The organism is Mangrovimonas futianensis (assembly GCF_021245805.1).
Taxonomy (GTDB): domain Bacteria; phylum Bacteroidota; class Bacteroidia; order Flavobacteriales; family Flavobacteriaceae; genus Mangrovimonas; species Mangrovimonas futianensis.
Genome location: NZ_JAJJNF010000006.1, coordinates 78,301 through 91,651 on the forward strand (window position 1 = coordinate 78,301; position 13,351 = coordinate 91,651).

Genomic DNA, 13,351 nt, shown 5'->3' on the forward strand with positions numbered 1-13,351 from the left:
GAAAATGACATAGAAACCGTTACCGCACCTAAAAAAACTTAATGGATCATTATATTTTCAAATCGGATAGACTGGGATTTAGAAATTGGACTGAGGAGGACAAATCTAAAATGGGAATGATTAACTCAGACCCAAAAGTGATGGAGCATTTTCCGTCAATACCAACTCAAAAACAGACGTATGAATTTATTGACAGAATGAGAGATCAATTTTCTAAAAATGGATTCTGCTATTTTGCTGTTGACAAACTTGAAAATAATGAATTCATAGGCTTTATTGGAATTGCAGAACAAACTTTTGAGTCAGATTTTACCCCCTGTGTAGATATAGGGTGGAGATTGGCTCAAGCTGAATGGGGAAAAGGATTTGCAACAGAAGGCGCAAAAAAATGCTTAGAATTTGGATTTAATGAGATGGGACTGGAGAAAATAAAATCAATCTGTCCTGAGATTAATACCCGATCAGAAAAAGTAATGAAAAAAATAGGAATGAAAAAATCTAAAAGTTTTAATCACCCTTTACTTTTTGAATATAAAGAATTAGAAAAGTGTGTGCTTTATGAAATTGAAAGATAACGTTTGGAAATATAAAACTGAGCTAAAAATTGTGATTTCTAGCAACAAATCTGTAGTAACAAAGCAAAAATGAAAAACTATTTAGCAACCTTTGGTATACTGACGGAAGAGGAAATAGATCTATTTGAGAGAAAGGTTGTCCGTAAAAAATTAAAAAAGGGAGATTTTTTTATCAAAGAGGGGCAAACCTGTCAAGAGGTAGCCTTTGTAACCTCTGGATTGTTCAGGTCATTTTATTATTCATCGTTAGAAGAGGAGGTAACTTATTGTTTTACCTTTTCCAACTCGTTTGTTAATGCCTATTCTTCATTTCTTTCCCAATCTAAAACTGTTGAGAATATTCAAGCTTTAACTGATATTGAACTTTTATCCATACCACGTCATGAAATTTTACAATTGGAGCAATCTAGTGTGAATTGGTTGAAATTTTTTAAACATATAGCAGAACAAGAATACATCCAGATGGAAAAAAGAATTTTCTTGTTGCAAAAGGAATCCGCAGAAAAACGGTATCTCGACTTACTCCATAACCATCCTAAATTTTTACAATTAATTCCTCTTAATTTTCTGGCATCTTATTTAGGGATATCACAAAGACATTTAAGCCGGATAAGAAAGTCGATATCGAATTAGACAAATGTCCTTTCAAAGGTTTTTGATTGTGTAGTTCTTTGTGTAAAACATAGAACAATCATGAAACAAGTATTAATAATCAATGGACACCCTGATAAAGAAAGTTTTAATTATGCTTTATCAGAGGCCTATAAAAAGGGAGTAAATACATCTAACGCTATGGTCACTCAGATTAACATTTCAGAATTGGAATTTAATCCGAATTTAAAGTTTGGTTACCGTAAAAGAATGGACTTGGAACCTGATTTAGTGGCGGCCATTGACAAAATCAAAAAGGCAGACCATATGGTATGGCTATTCCCTATGTGGTGGTATGGTTATCCAGCAATTATGAAAGGTTTTATTGATAGAACCTTTCTTCCTGGAATCGCTTATCAACCTATTGAAGGAAAACCGCTCCCAGAAAAACTTTTGAAAGGAAAGTCCGCCCGTTTAATCATCACGGCTGATACACCAAAATGGTATGATTTCTTAATTATGAAGCGACCTGCCATAAATCAATTCAAGAAAGGCACTTTGCAATTTTGCGGTATCAAACCTGTTAAAGTGACTTACATAGCGACCATGAAGAACTCGAGTTCCGATTTTAGAGAAAAATGGTTAAGAAAAATATCGGTATTAGGAGAACAACTCAAATGACTTTACTCATAATAGGGTGTTTTTATAAAGTGCTCATTATTAGTTTCTTTTTCTATCTTTAAGCGTGAATAAATAACAAAGATGGGATTGTTGAAATGTAGATTTTATTTCAACGAACTAAAAATAAACTATAAATGAACAAAACCTATTTCTCGCTTTTTTTGACCCTTTTTTTTAGTCAGATGCTTCTAGCACAGGATTATCAAGTGTATAAGTCAAAAAAGGACACCACTTTTGTGTCATCCCATTTGGGCTACGAGAAGAAAATCTCAATCATATTGCCAGATGACTGGCAAAATAACAATCAAAAAAAATACCCGTTGGTTATAATTTTTGATAGGCAAAATAAAAGAAGTTACGGTCAGATTGTAAACACCATAGACTATTTAACGGCTGCAGAACAAATGCCACGTTCTATTATTGTAGGCATTGAGTCTGATAATTCTAAACGGATAAGTGAGGCGAAAAGCCCCAAGTCTTCTAAAGACGGTAAAGCGCATCTCAATGAAAAATTTCTCTTTGATGAAATTATAAAATTGGCCGAAACAAAATACAAAGCAAGTTCGTTTAGAGTCTTAATTGGTCATTCCTGGTATGGTCATTTTAGCACCTCCATGTTTGTTAAGAATATTGAGGGTTTATCTGCGGTGATAGCCTTAGATCCATTTTTTAAGCAAGAAAGCATTTCTCTAACTGATTCCCTTTCGGATTTAAACAAACGCAAATTAGAGCACAACAAATACTTCCTTTATGCCATAGGCAAAGATTATCCTCAAGATTATAAAACTATTGAAAAGGTTAAAGTTGAAAATACCAATTCAAAACTTGATATTCGAGGAACTTATTTTCCCAAAGCATTTCATCATGCTGTACCGGGGTTGGGAATTGGGGAGGCCTTATATGATTTATTTGAATATTGGTCCGTTCAGCAATATACTTTTTTTGAACCCTCAAATAAGAATGTTGACGTATTTGATGAATTAAAAGGCAATTTGATCAATCATTATGGCTCTAACTTGGATTTTTCGTTGGGTGTCTTGAATGGGAAAGGTTGGGGTTTTTACAATGACGAAGATTACCTGAAGGCTATCAAGGTTTGGGAAGAACTCATTAATCAATATCCAAGCTTTTCTGAAGCTTACCTTTATATCCTAGATGCCCAACAACAATTGAATCAGGATACTTCAGAAACCATAAGCAAATTCAAAGAGAGCTTGAAACAATCTCAATTTTATTCAAAAGAAGAAAAGGAAGAACTACTTTCTGAATTAAAATAATGACATATCTACCTCATTTATAGCGACATGAGAATCTAATTTTTATAACTTTAACAAAATTCAATTCCTGTTCCTAGAAAATAGCAAATCCTATTATTGAATCACCTAGTCCTTTTAGATGTTACTAAATTGGTTGGTTTTTATTGTTGGAGAGCGTGGAATTTAAAGTTAAATGAACTGGAATCAATAACATTTTGAAAATGGAAATACAGACAAAACCTGAATTAAGAATGGGAGGCCTCCTTTTAAGTTTAGGAGCCTTAATAACCATAATCTGTATATTTCTTGAGGTCAATGCGGGATGGGCATCACTGGTTGTTGAAATGAAAAGGACAGATTTGGAAGCTGGGAAATTTCTCTACGAAAATTGGGATGAAATGAATTCTATTTGGAATTGGGCCCTATATGGGAACGTATTTTTGGCTTTGTCATCTATGATTCTTTTTAAGGTCAACCAGAAAATAGGTTGGTTTCCATTAAGCCTTTTTTGGGCAGTGTATTTTTTAGGAAGTTTAATACTCATTATTTCATTTGCACTTAGTTTAGGTAGCTATCCTCATGCTTTCAAGGTCTTAGATGATGAATTGTATCTATTTGAGGCTTTACGTGGGGCCCCTCTTTTTCTTTTTAATTTGGGAGCTTTATTTCAAACAAGTGTCTTTATCATATATTTTTTTGAAGGATTCAGCAAAAAGGGTAGGGTACCTCAATGGATAGCAGGTATAACACTTTTACTTATGGTCGGTTCTTTTGTTGCAGTCATTCTTGGAGCAGTGTCCTTTGCTGTTTTTGCTATAACATGTTTTGTTCCGCCATTAGTTTTAGGTCTCTTCTACATGAAGGAAACTCGGAAGACCAAATAGTTAAGCCATATAAATTTATTAACTTATAAGACATTATTCAAAATCATTGGATATGTTACTGATGGTTTTGAATTTGAAATCAATAAAAATGAAAAGAATATCCATTTTACTTCTCATAGGGTTAGCTTTTAGTTGCTCCCAACCTGTCCGTTACGATATGGTCATTGAAAATATTCATTTTTTTGATGGTCACAAAGATCATGGTGTTGTGAACATTGCTATTAATGGAGATACCATTGCTGCCATTTCATCCACAAAGCTCGAAAGTGATTCATTGGTTAATGGGAATGGAAAATTTCTAATCCCTGGTTTGGTGAATGCCCATGTACATGCTTCCAAATTAGAAGATTTAAAAGCTGGATTTCCTTTGGGAGTCATGTATTTGTTGAACATGCATACAGGATTGGAGGACAGAGAAAGTAAATGGAAGCATATGTCAAGCGATTCTATAGGCTATTCAATCCTCTATGGATCTGGTCATGCAGCAACCGTTCCTGGAGGACATCCCACTCAATTTAGTCCTGATATGGAAACCATCAATGATTCCCTTTCAATTCAAGAATGGGTAGATCATCGCATTGTGAATGGTGTCGATTATATTAAAATAATTCATGTGAATCACGGATTTATGGGAGATCCTGCTCCACCTAGTTTAAGTTATGGGCAAATCAAAGACATTATTGCATATGCTCATGACAATGGGTTTAAAGTGGTAGTTCATGCAACCACAGCAAAAGAAATGATAGAAATAGCCAAATTCAAACCCGATGGATTTGTTCATATGATTGATTTTAAAGATGAATTGCCTTTAGACGATCACTATTATAAGATTATTAAAGAAAGCGGTGTATTTATTGTGCCAACAGGGGGCATCTCCTTAAAATCTTTGGATGGTCTGCCACCTTTTATGGTCGAATGGGTACAGGATAATCTGTTAAATGCAGAAGAACGAGCAGCAATAATAAAAATGTATCATGAAAATAATATTTTACTTGTCGCGGGAACTGATGCTCAGGAAGGACAAATGGATTTTGCTGAAGATTATTTTCTGGAATTAGAGTTATACCAAATGGCTGGATTGTCAAATCTAGAAATTTTAAAGGCTGCTACAGGAAATGCAGCCAAAGCTTTTGAATTGCCGATTGGAGAATTACGTACAGGAAGTAAGGCGACCTTTTTAGTCCTAAATAAAAATCCATTGGAAAACATAATGAATATCACAACAATTAATCAAATTTGGAAGAACGGTAAAACCAAATGATTCATTGATGGAGTCAATAATTGACTGTTTATAAAAATCATTAACTAAACCAAGCTAAAATTTAATGAATTATGAAACGATTGAAAAAACGACTATTTCTATTTTTCGTTTGTATAAATTTTGTGGGTTTTGCTCAGCAAAAAAAAGATACGCTTAGAGTACACTTTGTAGGTAATAGTTATACTTATAAATCGAATATTCCGCACCTAGTGTCTTTAATTTCTGATCATACCAATACAAAATTAATTACTTCAAAGAGTGTGGCAGGAGGTGCGTGGTTGTTTCAGCATTATAAAGGAGAAAGAAACCTTCAAACCCTAGATAAAATAAAAAGTGGGGGTTACGATATCGTAGTGCTTCAGGATCACAGTATGGGAGCGATAGCAAGACCTGATAGCCTATTGCTTTATGCAGGGAAGTTTTCAAAGTATATCAAAGAATATGGTGCTGAACCTTATTTTTATGCCACTTGGACCAAGGAAAAAGTACCGCAGTACCATGACACTATAAGAAAGGTCTATACTCAGGCTGCTAAAGAAAATGATGCAGGGATTGTATACGTTGGAGATGTTTGGGAGAAGGCTAAAACGCTTCGTCCTAATATTGAATTATATGAGGATGATGGAAGTCACCAATCTGATTTGGGAGCTTTTTTAACAGCTTGTAAATTTGTAAAGGAATTAACAGGAGAATTACCAAACGATTTACCTGAGTATTACGATTGGAAAGATAAGAATGGAGAGTGGATTTCACTCATTGAACTCGACCGGTTTGATGTGGTCTTTTGTGTTAAGGTTGTCAATGAGTAAATTTAAAAGATTAAATTTAGCCATTAAAATAGAAACATCAACATGAAAGTTACGGCTGAAAAAAATGATAAGGTTGCCCAGATGACCTTCGCATCCATTTATCCCCATTATGTGAGAAAAGTTGAAAAAAAGGGGAGGACCAAAGAAGAACTTCACCAAGTAATCTCTTGGCTGACTGGATTTGATGAGGGTCAATTGCAAGACCTGATACAGGAGAAGGCCACTTTTGAAACCTTTTTTCAAAAAGCGACTTTACATCCTAATGCGCATCTTATTAAGGGAGTCATTTGTGGGTATCGCATTGAAGATATTGAATTTGATTTGTATCGAAATGTAAGATACTTGGATAAGTTGGTTGATGAATTGGCAAAAGGTCGAGCCATGGAAAAAATTTTAAGAGAAGAAAAGAAATAGTTTCTCTAAAATAAGTCCATTCAAGATTGCTTCAACTTTCACAAGTTTTATAGCCCTAGATCTCAAAATTTAACTTAAAAAAGTTGATAATTTTTTGATTGCCGTTGAGGTAAGTTTTATTTTTGCACCGTGAAAATTTTGACACATCAACTCACCGCTTTAATCTTGGTGGGTATCTTACTTTTTAATAACCTCAATACGGTAGTGATTGTGGTCAATTTTTTGGCCAACCAAGAACTTATTTCCAAAACTTTATGTGTTCAAAAGGATAACCAGCAAGGGTGTAATGGGAAATGTCATCTAAAAAAACAGCTGGCCCAAAATGAAACTGGAGCAGAGAAACAAACACCGCTTCCAGAACTAAAAAGGTTAAGTTTGGATGCTTTTTTTATCTCAGAAATTCATGTGGTTGAGCCCCAACAATGTTTATGTTTAAGCACAAAACATGCTTCTGTATATAAAATCCCTTTTTTATATGAGAGTTTTATTTCTATAGAGACACCACCTCCCAATTTCGGTTAATTCATATTTACAAATAGAAAGGAATCACACTTGCTTAAAAAAGTTGTGGTGATTTCGTGTATTATCAATTTAAGTTAAGGGCTGTTTGGGCTAAGGACCTGAGCAAGCACTTAACCTACCATAAATTTGAATTAAAATGAAATTACAATTTATATACCCAATTATTTTATTGGTGTTATTTTCTGTGGCCTGCTCAGAAGATGATACTGAATTTTTTCCAACCAACGAACTTGAGGGACTAACCAAGATTCAAGAACTTTCCAATGACTCACATGTCGTTGAACTTTATAGTAAATCGGGAACGCTTTCGACAGGATATAATGTGGTAAGTGTTAGAATCAAGAATCTATCCAATAACACGTATGTAGAAAACGCGGAGATCACTTGGTTACCAGTCATGCAAATGCCAACTATGAATCACTCCTGTCCTAAATCTGATCCAGTGCAAGTGGCAAATATGAATGCCCTATATCAAGGTTTTATGATTTATCAAATGACCAATAGCGATGGATCTGGATGGTCGCTTACCATAGATTATACTATCGATGATGTCTCTTATTCCGTTAGTTCTGAACTTATGGTTTTTCAAAGCAATTTACAAAACGTCAGTAGTTTTATGGGTAGTGATGATTCTCGCTATGTTGTAGCTCTAATAGAACCAGAAGCGCCAATCATTGGAATTAATGAGATGGTTGTTGGTGTCTACAAAATGGAGACCATGATGTCATTTCCGGTAGTTGAAAATTATTTGTTGACTTTAGATCCTAGAATGCCAGGAATGGGAAATCACAGTTCGCCCAATAATACCGATTTGACATATCAAGTTGAGGATGAGTTGTACCGAGGGAACTTGTCACTAACCATGACCGGTTATTGGGTGCTTAATCTGAAATTGTTGAATGAATTAGGAGATGTTTTAAAAGGAGAAGATGTTACCGAAGACAACACACAAAGCAGTTTGTATTTTGAGTTGGAATTCTAGGTTTACCACCGTTCTTTTCATGTTTTTTGGTTTTTATTCTTGGTCACAAGAAGTTGAGCCAAGGGTATCACCTGATACGCTTAATTTACAGGAAGTTATTGTTCTAGCTCCGCATAAATTAAATCATTACAAGCAAGATAAACCCTTGTCAAGTATTGATGATTATTTGGAAAAGGCCCAACGAGTGGGCATGATCAAACGAGGTCGATATGCTTGGGAGCCAAGTTTGAATAACATGACAAGCGAGCGTCTCAATGTTACCATTGATGGCATGTATGTTTTTGGAGCCTGTACCGATAAAATGGATCCCATCACCTCCTATGTGGATGTGTCCAATATTGAACAGGTGACCATTTCCTCTGGACAGGAGGGTACAGAACATGGACATAATATTGGAGGCGCTATCGATTTGAAATTTCCAGAAGCGAAATACGGCCCTAAAAAGTTTAAATCGAGTCTGGATTTGGGTTATGAAACCAACGGAAACTATAAAACTACGGGGATGGACTTAGCTTATACCAATACCTCGTTTTATTTGAATTTAGATGGTATTTACAGGCACGCAGATAATTATGAGGCCGGTGGCCAAGAAGAAGTGCTTTATTCTCAATTTGAGAAATACAATGTATCGGGTCAAATGGGGTATCTGTTTAATGCACATCATGCATTAGAAGCTCATTTTATCTATGATAAAGCCACAGATGTTGGATATCCTGCGCTACCCATGGATGTTTCTTTGGCAGAAGCTCTGATTGGTTCAATTGGCCATAACTACCAAAGTGATTCCACTTTAGTCAAGCAATGGGAAACCAAACTCTATGCAAACACCGTTACCCATATAATGGATGATTCCCAACGTGTAGATGTACCTATTAGGATGGATATGCCAGGTTGGAGCGATACATATGGTTTTTATAGTAAACTTCAAGCTGAGCGATTTCATCACGATTTAAGCTTGAATCTAAATGGGTATTATAACCGGTCCTTGGCAGAAATGACCATGTACCCCAATGATTCTTCTCAACCTAGTATGTTTATGTATACCTGGCCCGATGTAAGAACATGGTACACGGGATTGTATGTGGAAGATCGTTACCGTTTTACTCCTTCAAAAATTTTGTCGGCATCTATGAGGCTGGGATATCAAAACAACCGAGTTGCTAATGACGAAGGATTAGAAAGTTTGAAAATCTTTTATCCCAATATGGGAGTTGATAAAAATAGGATGCTATTTGCTTTTTCTTCTAATTACCATTTTGTTAAGAAGGACTTTGAAGCCATTTTTGGTTTGGGTTACGGCGAAAGAGCGCCATCGGTTAGTGAGGGATATGGGTTTTACTTGTTCAATAGTTTTGATCGATTTGATTATATAGGGAATCCAAACTTGGCGAATGAAAAATCCCTCGAGGCTCAGTTCAAAACCAATTACCGTTTGGATCACTTTCAGATTGGGTTGGAGGCTTCCTATTTCCATATTATGGATTATGTGATAGGTGAGATAGACCCTAGCTTGAGCGTTATGACCATAGGAGCTAATGGTGTCAAGCTGTATACGGCTTTGGATTATGCAACTATTTTTGATGTATATCTTCATGCCAATTTCCATTTCTTTAAACGATTTTTAGTACATAGTGCTCTGGGGTATAATTATGGAAAAGGCAGTCATGGAGGGAATCTGCCTTTAATTAAGCCCTTTTCTTATTTAGCTGAAGTATCTTATACAGCTCCTTATTTCAACGTGGCTTTGCAGTTGCAAGGAAATGGTAACCAAAGCAGGTATGGTTACAATTATGGGGAAGATGAAACTCCAGCCTATGGCATCCTGAATATGAATTTGGGACATGTTGTCCCTTTCCATTCTAATAAACTGGTATTCAAATATGGTATTGAAAACGTTTTAGATACCTATTATTCAACCTATGCCGATTGGAATAACATTCCTCGGGAAGGAAGAAACTTCTATATTAATTTGTCTGTGGTTATGAATTGATATTTAGAAATTAGAGCGAGTGTTCTTCTTTTGATAGAATTTTGGTTCCAGGTTTAAACCTTTCATGTGACCTATTGTTTCATGAAAAGCTAATGATAAAGACTGTATTTTAAGATTATTTTAAAATACAGTCTTCTTTTATAAGCGTGAATAATCCTAAATTTGTTAGAATCACACCCTTAAGGTGATTTTATATGAAGATAGCAAAGATTCTTATATTAGTTGGAGGCCTTATTATTTCAGGGCTATTTATTTCCTTGATAGCCGAACCAAATTTTTACAGTCAGATTGAGCCCAAAGAAAAATATCATTACACCACTATTAAAACATGGGATGTACCAGGAGTTCTGGAGGAGATATCTGGTATTTTTTGGTTAGGGGATCAAAAAATGGCAACCATCCAAGATGAGGATGGTGTTATTTTTATCTATGATTTGAAAGCTAAAAAGATAAGTGAAGAAATACCATTTGATAAAGGAGGTGATTATGAGGCTTTGGCCATTGTGGATGATGTGGCTTATGTGATGAGAAGTGACGGAAAGTTGATCGAGATATCAAATTATATGGATGAGGATAGGGAGTTAAAAGTCTATGATTCATTCTTTGATGAAGAAAATGATATGGAATCCCTTACTTATGATAAAAAGCATCATAGATTACTGATGATTGCTAAAGATGAAGACCCCAATTTTAAAAAGACAAAAGGGATTTATGCCTTTGATTTGAAAAGTAAAAAGTTCTTGTCAAAACCCGTTGTTTCTATTGATTTTAAGGATGATGGTTTTAAAGATTATAGACATAAGGACGCCTATAAAACGTTTCGACCATCTGATATGGCCATCGACCCTAAGTCAGGAGATTATTATCTTTTAGAAGGTGTTGATCCGAAAGTCTTGATTTTAAATTCGCAGGGTGATTTTAAATCTATCTACAAATTGGATAATGATGATTTTGAGCAACCTGAAGGTATCACCTTTGATAATTATGGTGAATTATATATTTCCAATGAAGCTGTAAATCATTCCGCGAATATTATACAGCTTCGATTGGATAAGTAAGATTGTTTTGATTTATTTTTTTTGAGCATTATTTATTAATGTAAACAGCTTTTTTATTTACAAATTCCATAATGCCTTCTATCGAGAGTTCCCGGCCATAACCAGAAGCTTTTGTACCGCCAAATGGCAATCTTGGGTCTGATTTAACCATTTCGTTAATGAAGAAAGAGCCATCTTCTATGCTGCCAATTCTTTCATAGGCATCATCAATATCTTCAGTAAATACCATAGTTCCTAATCCAAATCTTGTGTTGGAGGCCAGTTTATAGGCTTCGTCCTTGTCTTTAACCTTCATAATGGCTGCTACCGGGCCAAAAGTTTCTTCAGTAAAAACGGGCATGTCCTCAGTGACATCAGTAATCACTGTAGGTTGATAATAGGCTTTATCTCGATGGTTACCATAGGCAACCACGGCCCCTTTATCTACAGACTTTTCTACTTGTTTAAAGAGTTCTTCAGCCAAGTCCTCCCTGGCAAGCACCCCAACTTCTGTTTTCTCTTTTTCTGGGTCGCCAGATTTCAGGTTTGAAACTTTTTCTAAGAAACGGGCTAGGAATTCATCATATATTTTTTCCTCAACTATAAATCGTTTGGCGGCTATGCAACTTTGTCCTGAGTTTTGCATTCTGGCATTTACCATAGTGTCTAAATAGGCGTCCAAATTGGCATCATTTAAAACGATACAAGCGTTATTCCCACCAAGTTCTAGAACCAATTTTTTTAAGTTTTTACCAGCAATTTCGGCAATTTTCCTGCCTGCTCCTTCACTTCCCGTTAAGGATATGGCTTTAATGCGGTCATCAGAAATTAACTGTTCGATGGCATCATGTTTTGCCAATACGGTTTGGAAACATCCTTCGGGGTATCCAGCATCTTCAAAAAGGTTTTGAATTAATAAAGCGCAACCCGAAACATTGGAGGCATGTTTTAGGATAGCTGTGTTACCCGCTGTAAGAGTTGGTACGGCAAATCTCATAACTTGCCAAAAGGGGAAGTTCCAAGGCATAATGGCTAGGATGGTTCCCATGGGGTCATAACTGATAAAACTCTCCTTGGCTTCTGTTTCAATCAAGGCATCGGCTAAAAACTGATCGGCATTTTTGGCATAGAAGTCACATAACCACGCGCATTTTTCTACTTCGGCTTTGCTTTGGGAAATGGGTTTGCCTACTTCTTGGGTCATAAGCAACCCGTAGGAATCCTTATTTTTTCTTAAAAGCTTAGCAAACTTCTTTAGCAGTTTGGTTCGCTTGGATATATCAGTTTCTTTCCAAACCTTAAAGGTACTATCGGCCTGTGCTAATATATGTTCTATGTCTTGTTTGGTATGTAGGTTATAGGATTGTAAAGTTTTACCTGAGTAAGGATTTATAGTGGTGATTGTGGATGTTTCCATGGGATTGAATTTTAATAGTAAGTTAGGATTAATCTTCTAAAATGAAGAATGCTTTGACTTAATATTAACGTTTGAAAAGGAGAAAAGTTAAATAGTATTAAAATGTACTTTGAATGGGGTTTAAATACTTATTTTATAAAGGGTTAAGTGTGAAATTTTATAAATTATTTAACGACATTGAGTAGGTAATTTCTTAACTTAGAATCGTAAAACTTATTGTCTAATTTAAAACGAACGAAAATTATGGGAAAAGATAGCAGCACGATATTAGGTCTTTTGGCTGGAACAGCAATTGGAGCCACTCTTGGTATTTTATTTGCACCGGATAAAGGTGAAAAAACAAGAAAGAAAATTGCAGATGAAGCCAATATAGCCAAAGAGCGTCTTACGGAAAATGCAATGCATTTAAAAGATGCTGTTGTAAGTGGTGTTTCTACAAAAAAGCAAACTTTGGATGAGCAAGTTGAACATATTGTTTCTGATGCCAGTCATAAGGCAGAAGATGTAATTACAACTTTGGAAAGAAAACTTGCAGATTTAAAAGCTAAGAATAAAAAATATCAAAAACCAGTCGTTTAATGAGTAACGTTTTTGAGTCGATTAGTGAAAATTCTTCCAAAGCAACTGACCTTGGGGAGAAATATATAAAGAATACTCAGGACTACATTAAACTTAAAGTTTTTCAACAACTTACTATATCAATTAGTATGGTTGTGAAAATGTTTATAGTGGGGAGCCTATGTTTTGTAGGCTCTCTATTTCTAGCTGCGGCAGCAGCTTGGTCCATTGGAAAACTTTTAGGCAGTTTAGCCTTAGGTTGTCTTGTAGTGGCTTTTTTATTCTTCATTTTGGGCTTGATAGCCTATCAATTCAGGCAAAAAATCAATTCAGTGGTTATCACCAAAATGTCTGAAAAATTCTTCAATTAACAT

General features: G+C 35.4%; 15 protein-coding genes. 14 read left to right on the plus strand and 1 reads right to left on the minus strand.

The window, feature by feature from the left end; all coding sequences use genetic code 11:
* Positions 1-41: 41 nt before the first annotated feature.
* From LOK78_RS11165 to LOK78_RS11220, 12 genes are all read left to right on the plus strand, one after another.
* Entirely contained in the window at positions 42-575 is a 534-nt protein-coding gene (locus LOK78_RS11165; protein ID WP_255673744.1) for a GNAT family N-acetyltransferase, read from the plus strand.
* A 69-nt stretch (positions 576-644) separates the two neighbouring features.
* A complete protein-coding gene (locus LOK78_RS11170; RefSeq protein WP_232634954.1) occupies positions 645-1,208 on the plus strand; it encodes a Crp/Fnr family transcriptional regulator in 564 nt (187 codons plus the stop codon).
* Between the two features lie 60 nt (positions 1,209-1,268).
* The gene (locus tag LOK78_RS11175) at positions 1,269-1,847 is read left to right on the plus strand and encodes an NAD(P)H-dependent oxidoreductase (protein ID WP_232634955.1); all 579 of its coding nucleotides are present in this window, start codon (positions 1,269-1,271) and stop codon (positions 1,845-1,847) included.
* Between the two features lie 134 nt (positions 1,848-1,981).
* Entirely contained in the window at positions 1,982-3,124 is a 1,143-nt protein-coding gene (locus LOK78_RS11180; RefSeq protein WP_232634956.1) for an alpha/beta hydrolase-fold protein, read from the plus strand.
* 200 nt (positions 3,125-3,324) lie between these two features.
* On the plus strand, positions 3,325-3,987 hold the full coding sequence (locus LOK78_RS11185; RefSeq protein ID WP_232634957.1) for a hypothetical protein: 663 nt from the start codon (positions 3,325-3,327) through the stop codon (positions 3,985-3,987).
* Between the two features lie 88 nt (positions 3,988-4,075).
* Positions 4,076-5,248, plus strand: coding sequence for an amidohydrolase family protein (locus LOK78_RS11190; RefSeq protein WP_232634958.1), 1,173 nt, complete (start codon positions 4,076-4,078; stop codon positions 5,246-5,248).
* A 71-nt stretch (positions 5,249-5,319) separates the two neighbouring features.
* On the plus strand, positions 5,320-6,057 hold the full coding sequence (locus tag LOK78_RS11195) for a hypothetical protein (protein WP_232634959.1): 738 nt from the start codon (positions 5,320-5,322) through the stop codon (positions 6,055-6,057).
* Between the two features lie 42 nt (positions 6,058-6,099).
* On the plus strand, positions 6,100-6,471 hold the full coding sequence (locus tag LOK78_RS11200; RefSeq protein ID WP_232634960.1) for a DUF2200 domain-containing protein: 372 nt from the start codon (positions 6,100-6,102) through the stop codon (positions 6,469-6,471).
* 138 nt (positions 6,472-6,609) lie between these two features.
* Entirely contained in the window at positions 6,610-6,993 is a 384-nt protein-coding gene (locus LOK78_RS11205) for a hypothetical protein (protein ID WP_157492116.1), read from the plus strand.
* A gap of 136 nt (positions 6,994-7,129) precedes the next feature.
* On the plus strand, positions 7,130-7,975 hold the full coding sequence (locus tag LOK78_RS11210; protein WP_232634961.1) for a hypothetical protein: 846 nt from the start codon (positions 7,130-7,132) through the stop codon (positions 7,973-7,975).
* The gene (locus LOK78_RS11215) at positions 7,923-9,965 is read left to right on the plus strand and encodes a TonB-dependent receptor plug domain-containing protein (RefSeq protein WP_232634962.1); all 2,043 of its coding nucleotides are present in this window, start codon (positions 7,923-7,925) and stop codon (positions 9,963-9,965) included. The genes LOK78_RS11210 and LOK78_RS11215 overlap by 53 nt, the downstream gene beginning before the upstream one ends.
* A 194-nt stretch (positions 9,966-10,159) precedes the next feature.
* Positions 10,160-11,023 carry an SdiA-regulated domain-containing protein gene (locus tag LOK78_RS11220; protein ID WP_232634963.1) on the plus strand — a complete coding sequence of 288 codons (864 nt, stop codon included), beginning with the start codon at positions 10,160-10,162 and terminating at the stop codon, positions 11,021-11,023.
* Positions 11,024-11,051: 28 nt separating this feature from the next.
* On the opposite strand, the gene LOK78_RS11225 is transcribed toward LOK78_RS11220, so the two are convergent.
* The gene (locus tag LOK78_RS11225) at positions 11,052-12,419 is read right to left on the minus strand and encodes an NAD-dependent succinate-semialdehyde dehydrogenase (protein WP_232634964.1); all 1,368 of its coding nucleotides are present in this window, start codon (positions 12,417-12,419) and stop codon (positions 11,052-11,054) included.
* Between the two features lie 243 nt (positions 12,420-12,662).
* Between LOK78_RS11225 and LOK78_RS11230 the strand changes: the two genes are divergently transcribed.
* Both LOK78_RS11230 and LOK78_RS11235 read left to right on the plus strand, forming a co-directional pair.
* A complete protein-coding gene (locus LOK78_RS11230; protein ID WP_166960303.1) occupies positions 12,663-12,998 on the plus strand; it encodes a YtxH domain-containing protein in 336 nt (111 codons plus the stop codon).
* Positions 12,998-13,348: a hypothetical protein gene (locus tag LOK78_RS11235; RefSeq protein WP_166960306.1), complete on the plus strand. Its 351-nt coding sequence runs from the start codon at positions 12,998-13,000 to the stop codon at positions 13,346-13,348. Before LOK78_RS11230 ends, LOK78_RS11235 begins: the two co-directional genes overlap by 1 nt.
* Positions 13,349-13,351 lie beyond the last annotated feature (3 nt).